Origin of the sequence: Nocardiopsis sp. NPDC058631, from assembly GCF_042716955.1 — a bacterium.
GTDB lineage: Bacteria > Actinomycetota > Actinomycetes > Streptosporangiales > Streptosporangiaceae > Nocardiopsis.
Genome location: NZ_JBHXQY010000029.1, coordinates 1 through 21,265, shown reverse-complemented (window position 1 = coordinate 21,265; position 21,265 = coordinate 1). Strand labels below are relative to the sequence as shown.

General features: G+C 69.4%; 21 protein-coding genes, 1 tRNA gene and 1 pseudogene. 9 read left to right on the top strand and 14 right to left on the bottom strand.

The window, feature by feature from the left end:
- Window positions 1-99: 99 nt before the first annotated feature.
- The 3 genes from ACFWTE_RS12385 to ACFWTE_RS12375 all read right to left on the bottom strand — a co-directional run bounded on the left by ACFWTE_RS12385 (window position 100) and on the right by ACFWTE_RS12375 (window position 3,337).
- Window positions 100-1,656: a tripartite tricarboxylate transporter permease gene (locus tag ACFWTE_RS12385; RefSeq protein WP_378779423.1), complete on the bottom strand. Its 1,557-nt coding sequence runs from the start codon at window positions 1,654-1,656 to the stop codon at window positions 100-102.
- On the bottom strand, window positions 1,656-2,192 hold the full coding sequence (locus ACFWTE_RS12380; protein WP_378779463.1) for a tripartite tricarboxylate transporter TctB family protein: 537 nt from the start codon (window positions 2,190-2,192) through the stop codon (window positions 1,656-1,658). The genes ACFWTE_RS12385 and ACFWTE_RS12380 overlap by 1 nt, the downstream gene beginning before the upstream one ends.
- Window positions 2,193-2,344: 152 nt before the next feature.
- On the bottom strand, window positions 2,345-3,337 hold the full coding sequence (locus ACFWTE_RS12375) for a Bug family tripartite tricarboxylate transporter substrate binding protein (protein ID WP_378779422.1): 993 nt from the start codon (window positions 3,335-3,337) through the stop codon (window positions 2,345-2,347).
- Window positions 3,338-3,548: 211 nt separating this feature from the next.
- On the opposite strand from ACFWTE_RS12375, the gene ACFWTE_RS12370 reads away from it, so the two are divergent.
- Both ACFWTE_RS12370 and ACFWTE_RS12365 read left to right on the top strand, forming a co-directional pair.
- Window positions 3,549-5,213 (top strand): ATP-binding protein, encoded by a 1,665-nt coding sequence (locus ACFWTE_RS12370; RefSeq protein WP_378779421.1) that lies wholly within the window; start codon window positions 3,549-3,551, stop codon window positions 5,211-5,213.
- Window positions 5,210-5,896, top strand: a complete 687-nt coding sequence (locus tag ACFWTE_RS12365; RefSeq protein WP_378779420.1) for a response regulator — start codon at window positions 5,210-5,212, stop codon at window positions 5,894-5,896. The genes ACFWTE_RS12370 and ACFWTE_RS12365 overlap by 4 nt, the downstream gene beginning before the upstream one ends.
- On the opposite strand, the gene ACFWTE_RS12360 is transcribed toward ACFWTE_RS12365, so the two are convergent.
- The 9 genes from ACFWTE_RS12360 to ACFWTE_RS12320 form a co-directional block, all read right to left on the bottom strand.
- Complete coding sequence (locus ACFWTE_RS12360) at window positions 5,878-6,498, bottom strand: Uma2 family endonuclease (protein WP_378779462.1); 621 nt, start codon at window positions 6,496-6,498, stop codon at window positions 5,878-5,880. The two genes, ACFWTE_RS12365 and ACFWTE_RS12360, sit on opposite strands and share 19 nt — an antisense overlap.
- Before the next feature lie 168 nt (window positions 6,499-6,666).
- A complete protein-coding gene (locus ACFWTE_RS12355) occupies window positions 6,667-7,821 on the bottom strand; it encodes an FAD-dependent oxidoreductase (protein ID WP_378779419.1) in 1,155 nt (384 codons plus the stop codon).
- A 4-nt stretch (window positions 7,822-7,825) separates the two neighbouring features.
- Entirely contained in the window at window positions 7,826-8,734 is a 909-nt protein-coding gene (locus ACFWTE_RS12350; RefSeq protein WP_378779418.1) for an RNA polymerase sigma-70 factor, read from the bottom strand.
- A 221-nt stretch (window positions 8,735-8,955) separates the two neighbouring features.
- Entirely contained in the window at window positions 8,956-9,168 is a 213-nt protein-coding gene (locus ACFWTE_RS12345) for a hypothetical protein (RefSeq protein WP_378779417.1), read from the bottom strand.
- A gap of 92 nt (window positions 9,169-9,260) precedes the next feature.
- Window positions 9,261-9,473: a hypothetical protein gene (locus ACFWTE_RS12340; protein ID WP_378779416.1), complete on the bottom strand. Its 213-nt coding sequence runs from the start codon at window positions 9,471-9,473 to the stop codon at window positions 9,261-9,263.
- Between the two features lie 329 nt (window positions 9,474-9,802).
- Window positions 9,803-10,318, bottom strand: coding sequence for a hypothetical protein (locus ACFWTE_RS12335; protein ID WP_378779415.1), 516 nt, complete (start codon window positions 10,316-10,318; stop codon window positions 9,803-9,805).
- Between the two features lie 191 nt (window positions 10,319-10,509).
- On the bottom strand, window positions 10,510-11,178 hold the full coding sequence (locus tag ACFWTE_RS12330) for an SDR family oxidoreductase (RefSeq protein WP_378779414.1): 669 nt from the start codon (window positions 11,176-11,178) through the stop codon (window positions 10,510-10,512).
- Window positions 11,179-11,267: 89 nt separating this feature from the next.
- Window positions 11,268-12,254 (bottom strand): 2-oxoacid:ferredoxin oxidoreductase subunit beta, encoded by a 987-nt coding sequence (locus ACFWTE_RS12325; RefSeq protein ID WP_378779461.1) that lies wholly within the window; start codon window positions 12,252-12,254, stop codon window positions 11,268-11,270.
- A 70-nt stretch (window positions 12,255-12,324) separates the two neighbouring features.
- Window positions 12,325-14,175: a 2-oxoacid:acceptor oxidoreductase subunit alpha gene (locus tag ACFWTE_RS12320; protein ID WP_378779413.1), complete on the bottom strand. Its 1,851-nt coding sequence runs from the start codon at window positions 14,173-14,175 to the stop codon at window positions 12,325-12,327.
- A 494-nt stretch (window positions 14,176-14,669) separates the two neighbouring features.
- On the opposite strand from ACFWTE_RS12320, the gene ACFWTE_RS12315 reads away from it, so the two are divergent.
- Window positions 14,670-15,533: a M48 family metalloprotease gene (locus ACFWTE_RS12315; RefSeq protein WP_378779412.1), complete on the top strand. Its 864-nt coding sequence runs from the start codon at window positions 14,670-14,672 to the stop codon at window positions 15,531-15,533.
- A gap of 80 nt (window positions 15,534-15,613) precedes the next feature.
- Here ACFWTE_RS12315 and ACFWTE_RS12310 read toward each other — a convergent pair whose 3' ends face one another.
- The gene (locus ACFWTE_RS12310; protein WP_378779411.1) at window positions 15,614-16,111 is read right to left on the bottom strand and encodes a YajQ family cyclic di-GMP-binding protein; all 498 of its coding nucleotides are present in this window, start codon (window positions 16,109-16,111) and stop codon (window positions 15,614-15,616) included.
- Window positions 16,112-16,348: 237 nt separating this feature from the next.
- On the opposite strand from ACFWTE_RS12310, the gene ACFWTE_RS12305 reads away from it, so the two are divergent.
- A tRNA-Tyr gene (locus ACFWTE_RS12305) sits at window positions 16,349-16,430 on the top strand.
- 111 nt (window positions 16,431-16,541) lie between these two features.
- Here the strand turns inward: ACFWTE_RS12305 and ACFWTE_RS12300 are convergent.
- Window positions 16,542-16,712, bottom strand: a complete 171-nt coding sequence (locus ACFWTE_RS12300; RefSeq protein WP_378779410.1) for a hypothetical protein — start codon at window positions 16,710-16,712, stop codon at window positions 16,542-16,544.
- Between the two features lie 151 nt (window positions 16,713-16,863).
- Here ACFWTE_RS12300 and ACFWTE_RS12295 point away from each other — a divergent pair.
- The 5 genes and pseudogenes from ACFWTE_RS12295 to ACFWTE_RS12275 form a co-directional block, all read left to right on the top strand.
- Window positions 16,864-17,052, top strand: a pseudogene (locus ACFWTE_RS12295) (hypothetical protein); the annotation flags it as partial.
- 2,922 nt (window positions 17,053-19,974) lie between these two features.
- The gene (locus tag ACFWTE_RS12290) at window positions 19,975-20,220 is read left to right on the top strand and encodes a hypothetical protein (protein WP_330089916.1); all 246 of its coding nucleotides are present in this window, start codon (window positions 19,975-19,977) and stop codon (window positions 20,218-20,220) included.
- A gap of 56 nt (window positions 20,221-20,276) precedes the next feature.
- Window positions 20,277-20,537: a hypothetical protein gene (locus tag ACFWTE_RS12285; protein ID WP_378779408.1), complete on the top strand. Its 261-nt coding sequence runs from the start codon at window positions 20,277-20,279 to the stop codon at window positions 20,535-20,537.
- Between the two features lie 12 nt (window positions 20,538-20,549).
- Entirely contained in the window at window positions 20,550-20,828 is a 279-nt protein-coding gene (locus ACFWTE_RS12280; protein ID WP_378779407.1) for a hypothetical protein, read from the top strand.
- 12 nt (window positions 20,829-20,840) lie between these two features.
- Entirely contained in the window at window positions 20,841-21,098 is a 258-nt protein-coding gene (locus ACFWTE_RS12275) for a hypothetical protein (protein ID WP_378779406.1), read from the top strand.
- The last annotated feature ends 167 nt before the right edge of the window (window positions 21,099-21,265 follow it).

The window sequence follows — 21,265 nt, the reverse complement described above, 5'->3', positions numbered from 1 at the left end:
CCGGCGGGTACGGGTCGAGGGTCCCGTCCGGAACCGGACGAGGGCGGCCCCCGGCGGACGGTGCCGGGGGCCGCGTAGGGAGGGGCGCGGCGGGAGGGGTCAGCCGAGGTCGGCGGTGTCCCGCCCGACCGTGGCCGCCAGCTTGCGCGCGGCCCGGCGGCGCCGCAGGTGGGCGATCAGCGGGATCACGGCGGCCAGCAGCACCAGCACGTACAGGGTGACCGAGATGCCGCTGCCGACCAGGATCGACGGGTCGCCCGAGGAGGCGGCCAGCGCGCGGCGGAACTCGGTCTCCGCGATCGGGCCGAGCACGACGCCGATGAGCGCGGGCGCCACCGGGACGCCGAACGTCCGCATGGCCAGGCCGAGCAGCGCCACGGTCAGCAGCATCACCAAGTGCACCACCGACGTGTTGATCGCGTACACCGCCAGCACGGAGAACAGCGTGATGCCCGCGTACAGGTACGGCTTGGGCAGCTTCAGCAGCTTCGCCCACAGCGGCGCGAACGGCAGGTTGATGACCAGCAGCAGGACGCTGCCGATCAGCAGGCTCGCCAGGAGGGTCCACACCAGGTCCGCGTTGCGGTCGAACAGCACCGGCCCCGGCTGGAGGCCGTACTGCTGGAAGGCGGCCAGCATGATCGCGGCCGTCGCCGACGTCGGCAGACCCAGCCCCAGCAGCGGCACCATCGTGCCCGCCGCGCTGGAGTTGTTCGCGGCCTCCGGACCGGCCACACCCTCGATCGCGCCCTCGCCGAACTCGTTCCGCACGCCCCTGCGCTTCTCACGGCGCGCGGCGAGCTTGCGCTCCAGACCCAGGGACAGGAAGGTCGGGATCTCCGCGCCGCTGCCCGGGATCGGGCCGAAGGCGCTGCCCAGCGCGGTGCCGCGCAGCCACGGCTTCCACGACCGGGCCCAGTCCTTGCGGCTCAGCCATGCGCGACCGGTGCGGATCCCGGAGAGGTCGGCTCCGGTCCTGCCGCGCGCCGCCACGTACAGCACCTCGCCCAGGGCGAGCAGGCCGACGGTGACGATGACGATGTCGATCCCGTCCAACAGGGTCGACGAACCGAAGTCGAAACGCGCGGTACCGCTCTGGCTGTCGATGCCGACCATGCCGATCGCCAGGCCGATGAGCAGCGAGGCCACCCCGCGCAGCACCGAGCCGGACACGACCGCGGCGACCGCCACGAACGAGAACACGGTCAGCGCGAAGTACTCGCCCGGCCCGAAGTTCAGTGCCAGGGACACCATGACCGGGGCGAACAGGGCCACCACCAGCGTGCCGATGACACTGGCCACGAACGAGCCGATGACCGCGGTGCCCAGCGCCTGGGCCGCCCGGCCCTTGAGAGCCATCTTGTGGCCCTCGTAGGCGGTGGCGATCGACGACGCCTGGCCGGGGGTGTTCAGCAGGATCGACGTGGTCGCCCCGCCGAACATGCCGCCGTAGTACACGCCCGCGAACAGGATCAGGGCGCTCGTCGGGTCGAGTCGGAACGTCACGGGCAGCAGCAGCGCCACCGCCATCGCCGAGCCCAGACCCGGCAGCACCCCCACGGCGGTGCCGAGCAGCACCCCGAGGAAGGCCCACATGAGGTTCTGCGGGGTCAGTGCCGAGACCAACCCGTCGAAGAGGAGGGGGAGAGCATCCATCAGAGCACCATCTCCAGGAAACCGCCGGGCAGGCTCAGCCCGAGACCGAGCGAGAAACCGACCTGTACGGCCGCGGACATCGACAGCGCTACCACGGCGTCACGCAGGTAGGCGCGGGCGCCGAACGCGTAGGCCACCACCCAGAACAGCAGGGCCCCCGCCAGCAGCCAGCCCACGAACTCCAGCAGGGCGACGTGCACCACCAGACCTGCCAGGACGATCAGCACCGGGCGTCCCTCGAACCACGCCAGGGCGTTTCCGCTGGAACTGCCCGACCGGAGGAAGCGCACGTTGACCACGGCCAGGCACGCGGCGACCGCCAGCAGCAGGCCGCCGACCGCTCCGGGGAAGGCCCCCGGCCCCGGCCGGGTGGCGTTGGGCGGGGCCTCGATGGTGAACGCACCCCACACGCAGACCGCGCCCACGAGCGCGACCAGGACGGGGACGACCCACATGGCCGGGCCGCTCCACGGCGTGGTCTCCGGGTCCATGGCCTCCTCGACCGCCGGAGCCCCGGTGTCCTGCCCGTCCGCCACGCCCTCCGGCGTTCCGGGCGCCGCCGTGGCCCCCTCCACCCCGGTGGCCGCGTTTCCTGCGGTCACGGCCCCGGTCGTCTCCTCGGCACCGGGCGCGGAGCCCGGTTCCCGGTCCCCGGGCGCCCCGGAGACCGACTGCTCGCTGTTGGCCGTCACAGCCCCAACTCCTCTACGGTCTCCTGCGTCAGGGACACCTCCGCGTCGAGGAATTCCTCGAACTCCTCACGCGACTGGAAGGTGTCGGTCCACCGGTTGCGTTCCAGGGTGTCCGCCCAGGTCTCCGTGGCCAGCAGGTCCCGGACCAGGCCCTCCAGGCGGTCGGCCTCCTCCTCGGTGAGCCCGGGAGGGGCGATGACCCCGCGCCAGTTCGACATCTCCACGCCGTAGCCCTGCTCGACGATGGTGGGGACGTCCACCCCCTCCAGCCGTTCGGGGGAGGAGACCGCGATCGCGCGGAGCGGGCCGCCCTCCTCCACCTGGTCGCTGAAGTCGCCCAGCGTTCCGAAACCGACCTCCGAGGTGCCCGACAGCAGCGAGGTCAGTACCTCGCCACCGCCCGAGTACGGCAGGTAGTTGATCTCGCCGGGGGTGATGTCCATGGACTGCGCCACCTGCGCGGCGAAGATCTGGTCCACGCCGCCCATCGAACCGCCCGAGACCGCCAGGGTCCCGGACCGCCCGCGCCAGTCCTCGGCCAGGTCGTCCAGCGACTCGTACGGGGAGTCGGCGGGCACGACCACGGCCAGGTACTCCGAGGCGAGCTGGGCGATGGGGGTCGAGTCCTCCATCGTGTACAGCGAACCGGTGGTCTCCACCGCGCCGACCATGCCCAGGCCCGTCATGGTGAGGACGTCGGCCTGGCCCTCGCGGCCCGCGGTCTGCGCCAGGCCGATGGTGCCGCCCGCGCCCTCCGCGTTGCGTACCTCGACGTTGAAGCGCAGGTCCTCCTCGCGCAGCCCGTTCTGCATCTCCCGGGCCAGCGTGTCCCAGCCTCCGCCAGGGCCGGCGGGGGCGATGAGCAGGAGTTTCTCCTGCTCGCCGTTGCCCGAAGCCGCGCTCTGGCGCACGTCGAACAGCGCCGTCCCCACGAGGAGGAGGGCGCACAACCCGCCTCCCACGCGGAACAGCACGCCGCGATCGCGCATGGGTGCTCTCCTCTTCCGTCGTCCAGGGCCTCACACGCCTCCCCGGCGCCCTGGCGTCGAGGAGATCCAGGCCACAGTGTGACCCGGGGCACGCCCATGTCAGATCTTTGTTAAAACTGGAGTCATATTGGTCGTATTGTTCGTGACACGCCCACCTGGGCGTTTGCCCGGCCGGGCCTTCCGCACCCCGGCGAAGGCGACTGGAGGACACATGACCACGCACACCGCGCGCGGCCGTCTCTCGCTCACAGGCTCCCTGTTCATCGGCTACGTGCTCCTGCTCACGGTGGCCCTGGCCGCCGTCGGCACCCTCTGGGCGGTCCACCTCGACCGGGCCACGGACCGCCAGTACTCCGAACGGGTCCTCACCGTGGCCCGCTCCGTCGCCGTCATGCCCCAGGTCGTCGACGGCCTCCAGTCCGTCGAACCCAGCACCGTCCTGGACCCGCTCGCCGACCGCGTCTGCGCCGCCACCGACGCCGACTTCGTGGTCATCGCCTCGCCCGACGGCACCCGGCACACCCACCCCGACAAGGACCTCATCGGCCATACGGTGTCCACCCCGCCCGGCCCGGCGGCGCAGGGAGAGGAGTGGACAGGGGTGGAGGAGGGAACCCAGGGGCGCACCGTCCGCGCCAAGGTCCCCGTGTTCTCCGGGGGCGGATCGGTCAACGGCGGCGACGCCAGCGGCGAGGTGGTCGGCTACGTCTCCCTCGGCATACTGACCTCCAGCGCGGCCACCGAAGCCCGAGAATCCGTCCCGGCGATCCTCGGCATGGTCGCCGTCGTCCTGGTCCTCGGCGTGGGCGGGGCATGGGTGCTCTCCCGCCAGGTCCGGACCAAGACCCACGGGCTCGAACCCGCCGACATCACCGCACTCCTGGAGAGCCGGGAGGCCCTGCTCTACGCGGTCCGCGAGGGGGTCCTCGCCGTGGACGGCTCCGACCGCCTCGTCCTGGCCAACCCGCCGGCGCGGGACATGCTCGGCCTGCCCGACGACGCCGAGGGCCACCACCTCGACGAACTCGGACTGTCCGAGCGGGTCCGCGACATCGTCTCCGGCGACGACCCCGGGGACGACCGCCTCCTGCTCGCGGGGAACCGCATCCTGGTCGCCAACCGGATGCCGGTCCGGGTGCGCGGCGAGGACGCGGGCGCGGTCGTCACGCTCCGGGACCGCACCGAACTGGACCGGCTCACCGGCGAACTCGACGGCGCCCGCACCGTCACCCGGGGGCTGCGCGCCCAGACCCACGAGTTCGCGAACCGGGTGCACACCGCCGCGGGCCTGCTCGAACTCGGGGCCTACGACGAGGCCCGGTCCTACCTGGCCGACCTGTCCGCGACGCACACCCGCACCAGCACGGACATCTCCGAGCACGTCCGCGACTCCGGCGTGGCCGCACTCACCATCGCCAAGTCGGCACAGGCCTCCGAGATGGGCGTCGACCTGCGGCTGTCCCCGATGACGAGCGTCCCCGCGCTCGACAGGGAGGTACGCTCCGACGCACTGCTCGTCCTCGGGAACCTGGTCGACAACGCGCTCGACGCGGTGGCGTCCACCCCCCACGGGTGGGTGGAACTGATGGTGCGCCTGCACACCGCCGGCAGCGGACTGCCCCACGACCTGCTGGAGATCCGGGTGACCGACTCCGGACAGGGGGTGGCCGACGACGTCGCGGAGGAGATCTTCCGGCTCGGGTTCACCACCAAGGCCTCCCGGGACGGCGGGACGCGCGGGCTCGGACTCGCGCTCGTCAAACAGGTGTGCGAGAGCAGAGGGGGAAGTGTCGAGATGGAGGCGCCCGACGCCGACGAGGGCGCGGTGTTCACCGCCTGCCTGCCCGTGCCGGTGACGGCGGTGGTGCCGTCGTGATCCGCGTGCTGGTCGTCGACGACGACGTACGCGTGGCCCGCAACCACCAGGAGCTGGTGGAGTCGCTGCCCGGTTTCTCCGTGGTGGGGGTCGCGCACACCGCAGCGGCCGCACTCACCCAGATCCACGGCCACCGGCCCGACCTGGTCCTGCTCGACCTGCACCTGCCCGACGCCTCCGGGATCTCGGTGATGCGGGCCCTGCGCGCGTCGGTGGCCGGCCCGGCGCCCCAGCAGACCGACTTCCTGATGATCACCGCGGTGCGCGACATCGCCCAGGTGCGGTCGGCCCTGCACGGCGGGGCCGTGCACTACCTGCTCAAGCCGTTCCCGTTGAGCGCGCTGCGCGACCAACTGGAGCGGTACGCGGTGGCGCGGCGGCAGATGGACGCCTTCGGGGAGGCCACCCAGCAGGACGTGGACCGGCTGTTCGGGCTGTTGCGCCCGCCTGCGGCCCGGTCGCTGCCCAAGGGGCTGACCTCGGCCACCGTCGACCTGGTCGCGGGGGTGCTGCGCGACGCGTCGGAGGAGGTGTCGGCCTCGGAGGTCGCCGAGCGGGCCGGAGTGTCCCGGGTGACGGCGCGCCGCTACCTGGAGCACCTGTGCGCGGACGGCCGCGCCGAGCTGCGTATGCGCTACGGGTCGGCGGGCCGTCCGGAACACCTCTACCGCTGGGTCGCCTGACCCTCCTCAGGTGTGTCGCCGCCGATGTTCCCGCGCCACGGGCCCTTGGCCGTGAGCCAGTGCGGCACGAGCCTGATCGGGAAGGGAAGGTTCGTCTCGAAGACCTCCTCGCCGTAGACCTGCGCGGCCTCCTGGTAGACGCCGTTCTCCAGCCGCAACTCGATGAGTCCGACCTTGTCCGGAAGCGGGTTGATGATCCAGTAGGCCGCAATCCCGAAGGCCGCGTACTCGTGCCGCTTGGAGTGGTTGTCCCGGAGCACGCTCTCGGGGGAGACGATCTCAACGGCGAGCACCGGCGGAACCGCGAAGTAGCCCTCCTCCGGAGGCTCGTGGTCGAAGACCGCGAGATCGGGGATGCGGTGGAGGGTCCCGTCACCGTTGAGATTGATCCCAGGACCGGTCAGGACGAGGAACTCGTCGGGAGCGCTGTTGCCCAGGTGGACGGTCAGCCGTGTGTCGACGACGCTGTGCAGGGGTTTGGGAGCCGGTGACACGTCAAGCCGCCCGTCCACCAGCTCGTACCGGCGTCCGTCGTCCGGTGTGTGCGCCAGGTCCTCCACGGTCAGGCCTCGTTCGGGTACTTCCGGATGCCTGGTAGTCATGACAGACATACTGCCTCCTCGTGTTCATGACCGCCAGTATCCGGTCTCACGCGCTGTTACCGGCGGGTTTCACAGAAGAAGCCCGAAGGAGGACGGCAGATTCTCATGAAGGAGGCCCGCCACACCGTCCGGGTGGCCCCGGGGGCGGGCGGGCTGCCCCTCCCGGGCTCAGGGCCTTCCGTCCCCGCTCCCCGCTGTCGCCGCGCCGGCGGCGGCCACGGCGCTGGTGAACGCCACCTCCCCGAGCAGGCCCGGCGCGGCCACCGAGTCACCGGCCAGGTAGACGCCGTCCCCCCGGTCGACCGCGGGACGGTCACGCCAGGTGTGTCCCGGCAGGTCCAGTGCCCCGGTGCGCCCCCGCGCGACCTGGTCCCGCCGCCACGTCACCCGGTCCCGCCACCGCGGCAGGGACAGGTCCAGCAGCCGCTCCAGCCGTTGCGCGGACTCCGTCCGGGACTCGCCGGGGCGCACCGGCAGCTGGGCCTGCACCAGCTCCTCGCCCTCCGGCGCGAGCGTGCGGTCCACCTCCGTGTAGCGCTCCAGGAACCCGCACTCGTCGCCGTCGAAGACGATGAACGGATCCCGCCCCCGGCGCAGCCCCAGGTCCACCATCAGGGCGTGCCCGCTCTCCCGTTCCAGGGAGTCGTCGCCGAGGAGTGCGCGGGCCGCCGGCAGCGACGTCGCGACGATGACCGGGCCGGCGGGGAGCGAGTCCAGGGAGTCCACCCTGGCACCCGTCGCGATCAGTACCCCGCGCTCGCGGGCGCGCGCGGCCATCCACTCCACCAGCGACGTCCAGCCGCCCACCACGTAGCGGGGGGCGGGCCAGGCCGGGGTGGTCACCCGCAGGAACCTGTCCCAGACGAACTCCGCCGACAGCCTGGACGGGTCCGCGTCGAAGAGCGCCACCCCCATCATGCTCGCGATCGTCCCGGTGGTCTGCGCACCGAACCGCTCCCGCCCCCACGACCCGAAGTCCCGCTCGCAGGGGGCCCGCAACCCGCGCCTGGCGGCGGCGCGCAGGAGCCCGACCGGCGGCATGCCGAGCCGCCCCCGGTGGCGGAACCGGACCCCCGACACGGCCCGCGCGGGAAGGCGCAGGTGCGGCGGGAGCAGGCCGCGCCCGGCCAGCCACCGGTAGGGGGTCCCGTCGCCGTACAGGACGTGGGGACCCTCGTTGGCGACGTACGGAGGCTCGGTGGCCCGGGCACGCCCGCCCAGGGTCCGGTGCGCCTCCAGCAGGGTGACGTTCGCGCCCCTCTCGGCGCAGGCGATGGCCGCGGTCAGTCCGGCGAGGCCACCGCCCACAACGGTGATATCCATACCCCTACGACGGATCCGGTGTCCGCAGGCGTGACATCTTGTCGGGGTTGGCCACCAGGTACACGTGCTGGACCCGGTCGTCGACCACCTCCAGCACGACCAGCGTCACCGTCCGGCCACCGACCGAGATGACCGCCGCGGGGCCGCCGTTGACCTCGGTGACCTCGGAACGGATGTCGTTCCAGGACTCCGCGGGGTCGAGCCCGAGCGACGCGAAGAACCTGTCCGCGTTGCCCGGCAGGGCGGCCAGGAACCGGCCCACCTTCGACGCGCCCTTCAGGACCCGCAGAGGGGCCTTGGCCTTGCCCCCGCCGTCCCCGACCAGGGTGGCGTCCTCGGCGAGCAGCCCGGTCAGGCCCGCGAGGTCACCCTCCATACAGGCGCCGAGGAACCGCTCGGTGATCCGCCGTCGGGTGGCCCGGTCGGCCTCGAACCGCGGCCTTCGCTCCTGGACGTGGTCGCGGGCCCGACGGGCCAGCTGCCGTGTGGCGGCCTCCTCCCGCCCGATGACCCGGGCGATCTCCGCGTAGGGGAACTGGAAGGCCTCGCGCAGTACGAAGACGGCCCGTTCGAGGGGGGTCAGGCTCTCCAGGACCACGAGGAGGGCGAACTCGACCGAGTCCGCCAACTCGGCCCGTTCGGCGCCGTCCGGGAGGTCGCTGACGGGTTCGGGCAGCCACTCGCCGACGTAGGACTCGCGGCGGGACCGGGCGCTGCGCAGCCGGTCGATGGACAGGCGTGAGGTGACGGTGACGAGGTAGGCGCGCGCGTCGTCGACCTTCCCCGGATCGACGGCGGACCAGCGCAACCAGGCCTCCTGGACCACGTCCTCCGCGTCGGAGGCGCTGCCGAGGACCCTGTAGGCGACACCGGCCAGGAGGGAGCGGTGCTCTTCGAAGACATCGGTCGTCATGTCAGGTAGACGTATCACTCCCCCCGCGGCGTGACATGCCTTCCGGCGCGTGCCCCGGTTCGAGGCCGCGTGCGAACGCCCGCGGAAAAGACGGGACGCGGGGCGCGGATGGTGCCGCGCCCCGCGTCCACCCCCATGGTCCGGGTGTCGGGGGACTTCCGGATGGCTCCGGGGGACGGAGAGTCCCGGAGGTCCCGTACCCGGTGAACCGGGGTACGTGACTAGTCGTGGATGGAGATACCGGAGGTGGAGGTCTTGGAGATCACGTTGCAGCCGCCCAGGTCGAAGCCGGAGAAGGCGAGGACCTCGGCGCAGATCGGCACGGTCACGTTCTGGATGTTCGCGTTGTTGTCCGCGGCGGCGGTGCCGGTCATGGCGCCCAGGGCGAGGCCGGTGGCGAGGAAGAGGCCGGAGAAGGTGGCGATGCGCTTCATGGTGTAGGTCCTTTTCGGTTCGCGGTGTGTTGGTTGGTGCTGACGGGGTTTCGGGGCCCCGCGTTTCCCGGCGTGTGTGCGACGGGGTACTGCTAGTCGTCGATGGCGATGCCGCTGGTGGAGTCCCAGCTGACGACGTTGCAGTTGGGTCCGCTGACGCCCGAGGCCTTCAGGACGTCGATGCAGATCGGGATCGTGACGTTCTGGACGTCGGCGTTGTTGTCCGCGGCAGCGGTGCCGGTGAAGGCACCGAAGGCGAGGCCGGCGGCCAGGACGAAGCCGGAAACCTTGGCGATTCGGGACATGGCTGATGCCTTTCGGAAGTTCATAACGCGGTGGCGGTAGCCGCCGGAAATAACTTAGCGTAGCTATCCGCATGCGCGGCGTACTTCACAGGAAGAATCCAGAGTTTCCTCGGACTTTCTTCGGCTTCAGTACTGACATGGCGGACATGTCGCCTTGAGATGTAGCCGTTGCGTTACTGAACCGAAAGCACGGCCGAATCTCGCTCCTCACGAATGCATCGGAATCACACAGTGTCCAGATATCGGGCACGAAAAAGGGCCCGCGCGGTGTGTCCACCACGCGGGCCCCGAACCTCGTGGGCGTCGCCCCCCGACGCGCGCCGCGAGCGCTACCAGCCCTGCTGCTGCCCGTATCCCGGGTACTGCTGGCCGTAGCCCGGCTGCTGCCCGTACCCCGGCTGCTGCTGGCCGTAGCCCGGGTACTGCTGCTGGTCGTACCCCGGGTACTGGGGCTGCCCGTAGCCGGGCTGCTGTCCGTAACCCGCGTACGGGTCCGGCTGCTGCGCGCCCGTCGGCGGGTGCTGGTACGACTGCTGCTGGCCGGAGGGCTGGTGCTGGGCCTCGGCCCTGTCCGCCTCGTCCTTCTTCCTGCTGTCAGGGTCCGGACGGAAGATGAACAGGCGCGCGGGCTTGTCGCCCTCGTCGCCCGGGGTGATCAGGTCCAGCCGCCAACCGGCCTCCTCGATCCCCTCCAGGATGCGGGTCAGCCCGGGACGCAGCTTGCTGGAGGGCTCGTCGTAGGCGTTCACCTCCAGCTGGATGATGAACATCCGGCGCTTCTGCTGCGCCGCGACCTTGGCGTGTTCGACGACCGTGCTGTCCCTCACGACCTGCGTGACGCTCATGAATAACCGTACCCATCTGCTCAGCGTGGAGCTTGCCGTACCCGTCGGGGTGCTACCCGGTCATCCGCGTCCACGGGACTCCGCCGGGCTCCGCTCCCATCATGCCTCCTGCGGACCAGTCTGGCCACAGGAGGCCCGAAGCGGCCGCCGACCGGGAACCCCTCCCCGCCGGCGGCCGACGGGGAGGCGGTTCAGGACGTGGCGGCGCGGACGGCCTCGACGACGGGCGTCTCACCGTTCACCAGGTTGAGAACCCTCCCGACGGTCCCTGGTTCGTCCAGGACGGCCACGATCACCGAGGCCACGTCCTCACGCGTCACCGAGTCGCGTTCGACCTCAGCGCCGAGCGACACCCTCCCGGTGCCGGGCTCGTCGGTCAGCCCACCCGGACGCAGGATCGTCCAGTCCAGCTCCAGGCCGCGTTCTCGCAGGTCGGCGTCGGCGGCGCGCTTGGCCTCCACATAGGCGGCCCACGACTCGTCGGGGTTCGTGCCCGCGGGCAGCGGGTCGTCCACCCCGATGGCCGAGACCTGGACCAGGCGCCGCACCCCAGCGAGCGAGGCCGCATCGGCGGTCAGCACCGCCGCCTTGTGGTCCACCGTCTCCTTGCGGGCGGGGCCGCTGCCCGGACCGGCCCCCGCGGCGAACACGACGCCGTCGGCGTTCATGATCTTCTCGGTCAGCTCGGTGACGGTGGCCGTCTCCAGGTCGACCACGACCGGTTCGGCACCGGCGTCGACGACATCCTGTGAGTGGTCGGGATTGCGGATGAGGGCGACGGGCTCGTCCCCGCGGTCGGCCAGTTTCCTGGCCAGCAGCAGTGCGATCTTCCCGTGTCCCCCGGCGATGACGATACGCATGGGGGAAGCGTATGCCCTTCCCCTCCCGGGACCCCCGGGCTCCGCGCGCGAGTCCGCGCGGAACCCGGGAGGGGCCCGTGCTCGGACCCCTACCCGACGGTCCAGGTGTCCCCGCCTGCCAGCAGCGCGGCCAGCTCGCCGTCGCCGCGTTCCGCCCGGGCCTCCGCCACCTGCTCGTTCAGCAGGTCGTCGTAGACGGGGCGGCGCACATCCCGGAACACCCCGATCGGCACGTGCTCGAACGCGGGCTGGTCCAGCCTGGACAGCGCGAACGCGTACCCCGGGTCCTCGCGGTGCGCGTCGTGCCGGATCAGCCGGTCCTCGCCCACCGCGTCCACGTCCACCACCTGCAGCCCGCCGAACCCGCCGGCGACCACGCCCCGGTCGGGGCCGAGCCGCAGCGGCTCGCCGTGCTCCATGCGCAGCAGCCGCGTGTCCCGCGCGGCCGGGTCCTTCAGCGGCTCGAACGCGTCGTCGTTGAAGATCGGACAGTTCTGGTAGATCTCCACGAACGACGTCCCCGGGTGGTCGGCCGCCGCCCGCAGCACCGACGTGAGGTGCTTGCGGTCGGAGTCGACGGTCCGGGCCACGAACGAGGCCTCCGCGCCCAGTGCCAGCGACACCGGGTTGAAGGGGTGGTCCAGCGAGCCCACCGGCGAGGACTTGGTGATCTTCCCCGCCTCCGAGGTGGGGGAGTACTGCCCCTTGGTCAGGCCGTAGATCCGGTTGTTGAACAGCAGGATGTTGATGTTGACGTTGCGGCGCAGCGCGTGGATCAGGTGGTTGCCTCCGATGGACAGCCCGTCGCCGTCACCGGTCACCACCCACACCGACAGGTCCGGGCGGCTGGACGCCAGGCCGGTCGCGATCGCCGGGGCGCGCCCGTGGATCGAGTGCATGCCGTAGGTGCTCAGGTAGTAGGGGAAGCGGGAGGAGCAGCCGATCCCCGACACCATCACGATGTTCTCGCGGGGCACACCCAGCTCGGGAAGGAAGGACTGGAAGGCGGCCAGGATCGCGTAGTCGCCGCACCCCGGGCACCAGCGCACGTCCTGGTCGGACTTGAAGTCCTTCATCCTGTAGGCGGTGTCCGTCTTCGGGACCAGCCTCAGCCCGCCGAGACCGCCCGCCGGGCCGTTCGCGTTCTCAGTCACGGTCGATGACCTCCTGAAGCACGTCCGCGAGCTCCTCGGCCTTGAACGGCAGGCCGCGGACCCTGTTGTAACCGATGATGTCGACCAGGAACCTGCCGCGCAGCAGCAGGGCCAGCTGGCCCAGGTTGATCTCCGGCACCACCACCCGCCCGTACCGGGCCAGCACCTCGCCCAGGTTGGCCGGGAACGGGTTGAGGTGGCGCAGGTGCGCCTGCGCCACCCGGCCGCCCGCGCGCCGCACGCGGCGCACCGCAGCCGTGATCGACCCGTACGTGCCGCCCCAGCCGAGCACCAGCACGTCGGCCGCGCCGTCGGGGTCGTCCACCGCCAACGCGGGGATGTCCCGGGCGATGGCGTCGATCTTGGCCTGGCGGGTCCGCACCATCAGGTCGTGGTTGGCGGGCGTGTACGAGATGTCACCGGACTCGGCGTGCTTCTCGATACCGCCGATCCGGTGCTCCAGCCCGGCCGTGCCCGGAACCGCCCACGGGCGTGCGAGCGTCTCCTCGTCGCGCTTGTACGGCAGGAACGAGCCGTCGGGCCCGTTCGGCGCGGTCGCGAACCCCGGTTCGATCACCGGCAGGTCGCAGACCTCCGGCAGCCGCCACGGCTCCGACCCGTTCGCCAGGTACCCGTCCGAGAGGATGATCACCGGTGTGCGGTACGTGACCGCCAACCTGGTCGCCTCCACCGCCGCGTCGAAGCAGTCGGCGGGGGAGGACGGTGCCACCACCGGCACCGGTGACTCGCCGTTGCGCCCGTACAGGGCCATCAGCAGGTCGGTCTGCTCCGTCTTGGTCGGCATGCCGGTACTCGGCCCCGCCCGCTGCACGTCGACGATCAGCAGCGGCAGTTCGGTCATCACCGCGAGCCCGACCGCCTCCTGCTTGAGCACCATGCCCGGCCCGGAGGTGGTGGTCACCCCCAGCGATCCGCCGAAGGCCGCGCCCAGGGCCGCCCCCACGCCGGCGATCTCGTCCTCGGCCTGGAACGTGCGAACCCCGAACCGCTTGTGCCTGGACAGCTCGTGCAGGATGTCCGACGCCGGGGTGATCGGGTACGAGCCCAGGAACAGCGGCAGGCCCGACTGCGTGGAACCCGCGATCAGCCCGTAGGCCAGCGCCAGGTTCCCCGTGATGTTCCGGTAGGTGCCCGAGGGGAGCCGGGCGGGTTTGACCTCGTAGGAGACGGCGAAGTCCTCGGTGGTCTCCCCGAAGTTCCACCCCGCCTGGAACGCCGTCAGGTTCGCCGCCAGGATGTCCGGCTTGCCGGCGAACTTGGACTTCAGGAAGGAAGTCGTCCCCTCCGTCGGCCGGTTGTACATCCACGACAGCAGACCCAGGGCGAACATGTTCTTGGCACGCTGCGCGTCCTTCTTGGACAGGTCGGAACCGGCCAGGGCCTGCACCGTCATGGAGGTCAGCGCCACCGCGCTCACCTTGAAGCCGTCCAGGGTGCCGTCGGTGAGCGGGTCCCCGGCGAAACCGACCTTGGCCAGGCTGCGCCCGGAGAACTCGTCGGTGTTGACGATCACGGTCGCGCCCCTGGGCAGGTCGCCCAGGTTCGCCTTGAGGGCGGCGGGGTTCATGGCCACGAGGACGTCGGGGGCGTCGCCCGGGGTCATGATGTCGTGGTCGGCGAAGTGCAGCTGGAAGCTGGACACCCCCGGAAGGGTGCCGGCGGGTGCGCGGATCTCCGCGGGGAAGTTCGGAAGGGTCGACAGGTCGTTGCCGAACGACGCGGTCTCCTGGGTGAAGCGGTCTCCGGTCAGCTGCATGCCGTCGCCGGAGTCACCGGCGAAGCGGATGATGACGCGGTCGAGCTGTTCGATCTGTTTGGCCACTGAGATCGACGACCTCCTTGGTGAGCCGCCGGTCGTGACGGGCGGCGGCGCTCGGGTGTCATCCCCCGTCCGGGGCACACCGCCGCGTGGCGGGCGCCCGGCTCGGGGGCATGGGACAGCGTTCGCGGCCCTCGCGCTCGCCGGGTGCGCCAACCCGGACTCGCACGGCGCGGTCACACCGCGACTGCCGGGTCGTGAAGGGGCCTGCCTTCAACGACACGGCTCCCCGAACGCCGGGATCATGACGGGGCGGCGCCGCGTCGGCCTGGTGTTCGGAGTGATAAGGGCCACGTTCGCACTATAGGTCGTTGTGGGCGGCGGGGCAGCGGTCGGGTGGCGATTGTCACACTCGGACTCCGGGGGCGGCGGAAGGACATCCGCAACCGGGATGTGACCGACAGCCCGTCACATGGGGAACGCAAGACGCCGACCCGCACGTTTGTCACCATGTACGCATTCATGGTCGGGGAGCGGCTGAACGAGGAGGTGGCGGCGTGCACGTCAACGTGGCCCGCGCGGTCGGTCTGTTCGTCGGAGCCGCCGTCCTCGTCGTCGCCGTCGGCTGGCTGTGCGGCTCCGAGAAGGGGGCCCAGTTCTCGGTGACCCTGGTGCTCTGCGCCGGGGTGCTCGTCTACCTGTTCGGCGAGTCGCTGGCACTGCGGGCCATGCGCGCCCACCCGGTCAGCGAGATCGAGCGGCCCGAGCTCTACCGGATCGTCCGGGAGCTGGCCACCGCCGCCCGGCAGCCCATGCCCAGGCTGTACCTGTCGCCGATCCGCTCACCCAACGCCTTCGCCACCGGGAGCAGCCCGCGCCGCGCCGCGCTCTGCTGCACCACGGGTCTGCTGCGCACCCTCGACGAACGGGAGCTGCGCGGCGTCATCGCCCACGAACTCGCGCACATCCGCTCGCACGACACCCTGATCAGCTCGGTGGCGGCGACCCTGACCGCTGTCATCACCGCGATGACGCTGGTGACGTTCCTGCTCCCACTGGGGGAGTCGGAGGAGACGGATATGCCTAACCTGCTGGGCGGTCTGATGATGGCGCTGCTGGCACCACTCGCCGCCCTGGTCGTCCACTGCGGGGTGGGCCGCCGCCGCGAGTTCCGTGCCGACGAACAGGCCGCCCGACTGACCGGGGACCCGGTCGCGCTGGCCGAGGCGCTGCTCAAACTGGAGGAGGGGGCGCAGCGGTACCCGCTGCCCCGCGACCGCAGCCTGCTGGCGTCGGCGCACGTGATGACGACCAACCCGTTCCCGACCGGTGTGGGGCGGCTGTTCGCCGCCCACCCCCCCACGGACGAGCGCGTCCGGCGGTTGCGCGACCTGCGCCGCCAATGGGACATGGGCCGGTAGGGACCGACTCCGGCACGGCGGCGGCCGCCCTCCCCGCGACGGGGGGCGGCCGTTCCGCTGCCGGTGCCGTCGACCGCCGGTTACCGGTAGTTGACGAACTGGAGCGCCAGGTCGAAGTCCTTCTCCTTGATCAGGTTCTGGGCGGCCTGGAGGTCGTCCCTCTTCTTGGAGCTGATGCGCAGCTCGTCGCCCTGGATCTGCGCCTTGACGCCCTTGGGGCCCTCGTCGCGGATCAGCTTGGAGATCTTCTTGGCGTCCTCGGAGGTGATGCCCTCCTTGAGCCCGATCGGAAGGCGGTACTCCTTGCCGGAGATCTTGGGCTCCTCGGCGGGGTCGAGGATCTTCAGGGAGAGCTTGCGCTTGATCAGCTTCTCCTTGAACACCTCCAGGGCGGCGTTCGCCCGCTCCTCCGAGGTGCTCCTGATCTCGATCCCGTCCTCGCCCTGCCAGGCGATGGTGGTCCCGGTCCCCTTGAAGTCGAACCGCTGGGCCAGCTCCTTGCCCGTCTGGTTCAGGGAGTTGTCGACCTCCTGACGGTCGAGTTTGGACACGACGTCGAAACTGGATTCGGCGGCCACGTTCGCTCACACCCCGCTTGGTCTCATGGGTCACGGGCGCCCGGTGGACGCCCGCGTGGGTACACGTCCGCCCGTGCCGGAATCCCGGCGCGAACAGGCTTCAGAGCTTAGCCTCGACCTGCTCAGGGTGCCCGAAGGGCCTGCTCGGGACGCGCCCCCGGTTATCGATTACAGGTTCGGGCGGATCATCCGCTATTCTCGTTCATGCGCAGCGACGAACACCGTCGCCGCAGCCCAGGCAGGTTGCCCGAGCGGCCAATGGGAGCGGACTGTAAATCCGTCGGCTTAGCCTTCGAAGGTTCGAATCCTTCACCTGCCACCCTGGGAAGAGACCCCGGTGACCAGCTACGACGCTGGTCACCGGGGTCTTTCGCGTTCCCGGTCGTTCACGGCTGTCCACGACGGTCCCCGGGACAGCTGTGGAACGCCCTCAGTCCTCGATCTCGGGTGTGTCACCCGTCGATCCGGGTTCCGGGTAGGTGGCGCCGAACGCGTCCCCCAGGCGCTCGTTCCAGAGCTGGTCCCGGCCCTCGGGGCATCCGGCGCAGGCGGTCGTCAGGACGGCCGGACCGTGCCCCGCTCTCTCCGCGAGGACGGGCACCGGCCCCCCGGCGTCGAGGCCCAGCGAGGTACCCGCGCCACGAGGGTCGCAGGCCCTGCCAGCAACTCCGTCCTCAGCTGCTTCGCGGTGAGGCGGAGCATATGGAACGGGAACCGGGCGAGCGGCTGCCCCTGGAGCGAAGCTCGCCGAGACCGACGGCTTCGCACGAATGACCGCGCAGCGGGCTCTCTGCCTTCTGCAGGATGAGGGCCTGGTGATCTTCCAGCGGGGCCGCGGCGTGTTCGTGCGCGAAGCGGATGCATCGGATCATGCTCCCTCCGGGAGAACGTCTCCAGGGGGTGTGAGGAAGGACGTCCACCGGCTTTGGAAGGCGACTTGAAAACCTTTGTCGAGGTGGCGAAGGTGGTGGGCACGGCAGTGTTCGGCCAGGCCAACAGGCCAGGTAGGGCGGAGTGCCTGTACCTCGTGGGCGAGCGACGCCGTTACCGAAAACATGCCGGAAACAGGTGCCCCAGTCCGGTTCTCAGGTCCACTTGTGTTAATTGGTTCACAGGACCGAAGAAGGTCCTGTTCCTTGTCTCGTGCCGTCCTCGGGCCGCTGGGAAAGAAATTGATTATCTTTTTCTGGTGCTGAGAGAACCTTGCGTTCGGGGGTTGTACCAGCAGGGCGAGATCTACTTTCGCATTTCTTTCAGCGGGGCTCGTGAACCTTTTCTGCGAGTCCGACTGGCGCACGAGCGCAAGACGCTGGAGTTCTGCCGGAGGCCTGGGGTGGGAGGCGGCCGTGAGCGGCCTACCGGCTTGGTTACCAAGAATGCCTGGATCGGCACAGTGTGTGACTCTCGCGGCGCTCGGGCCATTCCCGGTCAAGTTGGTCTGGAATGCCTTCTTCCAGCTGTGAGGTTGAGGGCGTGCCGTGCGCTCGGGTGGGGGATTCATCCCAGGATGGGGCCAAGGGTCCATTATTTATCTTCCTGGGAAAAGCTCGGATGTCCGTCTAATCCGGAAGAGTTGCAGGCAGCGCACGCCAGTTGCTTCGTGATCCGCGCCACTGGGAGCATCTGCGACGTACCTGAGCTGCCAAAACAATAATTCACAACGGGTGGCGAAGACTTCCGCATGCCGACGCGCCCACATGGCGAGACACGAGGTAAAGGGCTCCTGTACATTGGGCTTCAGCTGGTGCTCCTTCACCAAGCCCCTGGTCAGAGCCAGCCACTGAACTCTGGTCAGGCTCCTCGATCGCGAGATTCTTGCGATCGACCCTTCCTGTCTTTGTGGGACAGGTTCACTCAGAGGGAGCAGCAGTGAGGGTAATGAGATTCCTTCGGAAACTCTGGCGCGCGATGCAGATCAGGCCGGAAGTTCCTCCCCCGGAGGGGCGAGAGGACGAGCGGCCCGGCGAAGTCTGCAGTCCGAGTATCTGGAGCGCGGTGCAGGGTGTATCGGCAGCCGGTGCGTTGATCGTTGCCGGCCTGGCGCTCGCCTACACGATCCAGACGCCAGCCGAGTCCCCGAGGGAAGAGCGGGGCCCCGACCAGCCGGCCCATGTGCAGATTACTTGCAGGTAGACGCACAGGTGTAGCTGACTGACCGGAGCCGCCTTATCCGGCGATGTCCGTGTTGGAGCAATGCTCGACCGGGCATCGCCGGAGCTTTCAGGGATGTGCTCTTGCAAGGGATGCATAGGACAAGTGTCCGAAACCCCCTTGCTTGAAACTGCAAATTGGCAGAATTGACCATTTGAGGCAGTTTGAGGCCGTTGCACTCGAACCCTGTTCAGCCTACGGGCAAAGCCTTCGCCTCGCATGGGAACGCTCAACTACTCCCCGCATCACATCATCACTGTAAGCCACTGGATGTGTGCTCAGTGAGATTTTGGCCTGGTGTTGCTGGGGCGTCGTGCGCCTCCGAAAGACAAAACGGATCATATACCTCGACGCAGAGATAACAAGTCCTAAAGGTGCATGGTCAACAGCCAAAATCTCACCCATAGTAACGAGTCCACTACCTGGGGGCATGGGTGCGGTTTTTGGCCCTGGCTGACGCCTTGGTGCTCTTGCTGTCGATGGCCGAAATGCCGGGGTGGGGGCTGCCCTAATGTGGCCAGTTCCACTGTATGGAAAATCCGACAAACGATAACAAAAGTAACTAATAACTCATGTCATAACAGGTGGCTCGGGGTTCGATGGGCGACCGTGGGGGTGTGGATGGGGATCAGCCCCTCCGTAATCACGTCTGCACGTGCAGGCGTGATTACGGAGGGGCTGAGGTGGCCCCTGGGGAGCGTTTGGCACGTTGTGAAGCTCATGACCTTCATGGCGGCTTTGTGTGCCCTGTGGGGTCCCTGAGGGGCGGTTGGCCAATCGGGCCTTCGGGTTTTCTCTGTTTGCCGGCTTGCCGGATCCGGCTGGGACGGCTTGCCCGAAGCGATGGGTGACTGGGTTCCGCTGCTTGATTCGCCGGGCGGTTGCGATCGGGGCAACGGGGCGCCGACAGGGCTGACAGAACCAACAGGACCTCTTCCATGCCTGGTCACTGCCCTGTGCGGGCTGCTGGCAGGGCTGCGACAGAACCCCTCAACGCGCTGGCACAACCTCCAGCGGTGTCGCGTTGCGCCCTTGCGGTGGTGTGCCCGCCCCGCCCCCGGGGTCCGCCACGCTGCCCCGCGTCGGCGCGCACGGTCCGGCCCCGAGGCCGGTGCGGGCTCCTCCGGCCCGGACCCGTGCGACGCCTCCTCCACACCCCGCCGGTGCCGGTGCGGGCCGGCGCTCGTGAGCCCTGCCGTCCGCGCGGCGTACGCGCGGTGGGGCCGGGGGCGGTTTCGGGTGTTGTGGACCAGGGCCCGCGGAACTCAGAAATTCGGCTGATCGCGAATGTGTCGCGCTTGGGACACGGGGAGGTAACGCTGGTTCTTTGCCCCGTGTGGTGGTCCGCAGGTCGCCCCCTCTTTGGTGCTCCCTGCTCTGAACTGCGGTTTCTCTGGCTCCTCGGGCGATCCGGGGTTCGGGCCGCGTCGCTCATGTGGTGCTAGCGGTGGGTGTGTCCGCTTCGCCGGTGCGGCCACTTCTTGTCCGGGTGTCAGGGGTTTGTGCGTGTCGCACAAAAAAGGTGCCAATAGATATATTCGCGAACGAAACAAAAAGAATTCTCGCGACAATATGGACAAAGTGCTTTCGGGGTTTCGGCGTTGACAAAAAACAGGGGCCGGATGATGATTGCCCCAGTCCACCGCGACACAGGTGCAACAAGCGCCTGAGTCTTTTTCTGTCAGCACCTCGTTTGATTTCCCGGGGGAAACATGATCAAGAAGTTGGCCGCTGCTGGCCTGGTCGCCGGTGCCGCGATGGGCGTTCTCCTCATGGGGGCTCCCGCTCACGCCTCGCACGGCGGTGACCAGCAGTTCAACCAGAACCTCCAGCTGGTCCCGATCCAGTCCTGCAACCTGACCGGCAGCGTTGGTCTGGTCGCCGTGACCGTGCCGATCCTGTCGCCGCAGACCACGGGCGACTGCGTGAACGGCCCTGTCGGCACCAACATCAGCTAGTTCCGGTAATTCGTCCGCTCGCGACGATTTTCCACATTCCAATGAAGGGTAATTCAATGCTGCGTAAGCTCGGCGTTGCCGGTCTCATCGCTGGTGCGGCTCTCGGTGTCGTCCTCACCGGTTCCCCGGCCTCCGCCTCCGGTTCCCACGGCTCGCACGGTGGCGACCAGCAGTACAACCAGAACCTCCAGCTGGTCCCGGTTCAGCTCTGCAACACCAGCGCTGCCGTCGGCCTGGTCGGCGTCAACGTGCCGATCCTGTCGCCGCAGACCACGGGCGACTGCGTCAACGGCCCGATCAGCACCAACATCGACTAGGAGATTCCTGACATGCTGCGCAAGATCACGACTGCCACGGCCATCGCCGGAATCGCCCTGGGCGCCATGCTCGCGGCCTCCCCGGCCTCCGCCGGCTCGCACGGTTCGCACGGTTCGCACGGTTCGCACGGTGGCGACCAGCAGTACAACCAGAACCTTCAGGCCATCCCCGTTCAGCTCTGCAACACCGAGCTGGCCGTCGGTCTCCTGGCGGGCGTCAACGTGCCGATCCTGTCGCCGCAGACCACGGGCGACTGCGTCAACGGCCCGATCAGCACCAACATCGACTAGCAGGGGGCCAGCATGCTGCGTAAGTTCGCGACTGCCACGGCCATCGCCGGAATCGCCCTGGGCGCCATGCTCGCGGCCTCCCCGGCCTCCGCCGGCTCGCACGGTTCGCACGGGGGTGACCAGCAGTTCAACCAGAACCTGCAGCTGGTCCCCGTTCAGCTCTGCAACACCGAGCTGGCCGTGGGCCTGGTGGGTGCCAACATCCCGATCCTGTCGCCGCAGACCACGGGCGACTGCGTCAACGGGCCCGTCAGCACCAACATCGACTAGAACCTGCGTCCTCTGGTGGGACCCCCGGTCCCACAGTGACGTGGTGAAGCAGTAGGTCGAGGCCCCCCCGCCCCCCCCCGGGGGCCGCCACGCAGGGCGTCAGCAGCGGTGTAATTTAAAAAAAATAACCAGCCGCCGGTATTTGTGGTGTATATCTAGGGGGTGGG

Excerpts from the sequence above, each read along its gene's own strand:
- ACFWTE_RS12350 (WP_378779418.1), bottom strand. The coding sequence starts at position 8,734 with ATGACGACCGATGTCTTCGAAGAGCACCGCTCCCTCCTGGCCGGTGTC.
- ACFWTE_RS12285 (WP_378779408.1), top strand. The coding sequence starts at position 20,277 with ATGCTGCGTAAGCTCGGCGTTGCCGGTCTCATCGCTGGTGCGGCTCTC.
- ACFWTE_RS12335 (WP_378779415.1), bottom strand. The coding sequence starts at position 10,318 with ATGAGCGTCACGCAGGTCGTGAGGGACAGCACGGTCGTCGAACACGCC.
- ACFWTE_RS12355 (WP_378779419.1), bottom strand. The coding sequence starts at position 7,821 with ATGGATATCACCGTTGTGGGCGGTGGCCTCGCCGGACTGACCGCGGCC.
- ACFWTE_RS12340 (WP_378779416.1), bottom strand. The coding sequence starts at position 9,473 with ATGTCCCGAATCGCCAAGGTTTCCGGCTTCGTCCTGGCCGCCGGCCTC.
- ACFWTE_RS12290 (WP_330089916.1), top strand. The coding sequence starts at position 19,975 with ATGATCAAGAAGTTGGCCGCTGCTGGCCTGGTCGCCGGTGCCGCGATG.
- ACFWTE_RS12370 (WP_378779421.1), top strand. The coding sequence starts at position 3,549 with ATGACCACGCACACCGCGCGCGGCCGTCTCTCGCTCACAGGCTCCCTG.
- ACFWTE_RS12385 (WP_378779423.1), bottom strand. The coding sequence starts at position 1,656 with ATGGATGCTCTCCCCCTCCTCTTCGACGGGTTGGTCTCGGCACTGACC.
- ACFWTE_RS12280 (WP_378779407.1), top strand. The coding sequence starts at position 20,550 with ATGCTGCGCAAGATCACGACTGCCACGGCCATCGCCGGAATCGCCCTG.
- ACFWTE_RS12375 (WP_378779422.1), bottom strand. The coding sequence starts at position 3,337 with ATGCGCGATCGCGGCGTGCTGTTCCGCGTGGGAGGCGGGTTGTGCGCC.
- ACFWTE_RS12325 (WP_378779461.1), bottom strand. The coding sequence starts at position 12,254 with ATGAAGGACTTCAAGTCCGACCAGGACGTGCGCTGGTGCCCGGGGTGC.
- ACFWTE_RS12330 (WP_378779414.1), bottom strand. The coding sequence starts at position 11,178 with ATGCGTATCGTCATCGCCGGGGGACACGGGAAGATCGCACTGCTGCTG.
- ACFWTE_RS12345 (WP_378779417.1), bottom strand. The coding sequence starts at position 9,168 with ATGAAGCGCATCGCCACCTTCTCCGGCCTCTTCCTCGCCACCGGCCTC.
- ACFWTE_RS12360 (WP_378779462.1), bottom strand. The coding sequence starts at position 6,498 with ATGACTACCAGGCATCCGGAAGTACCCGAACGAGGCCTGACCGTGGAG.
- ACFWTE_RS12275 (WP_378779406.1), top strand. The coding sequence starts at position 20,841 with ATGCTGCGTAAGTTCGCGACTGCCACGGCCATCGCCGGAATCGCCCTG.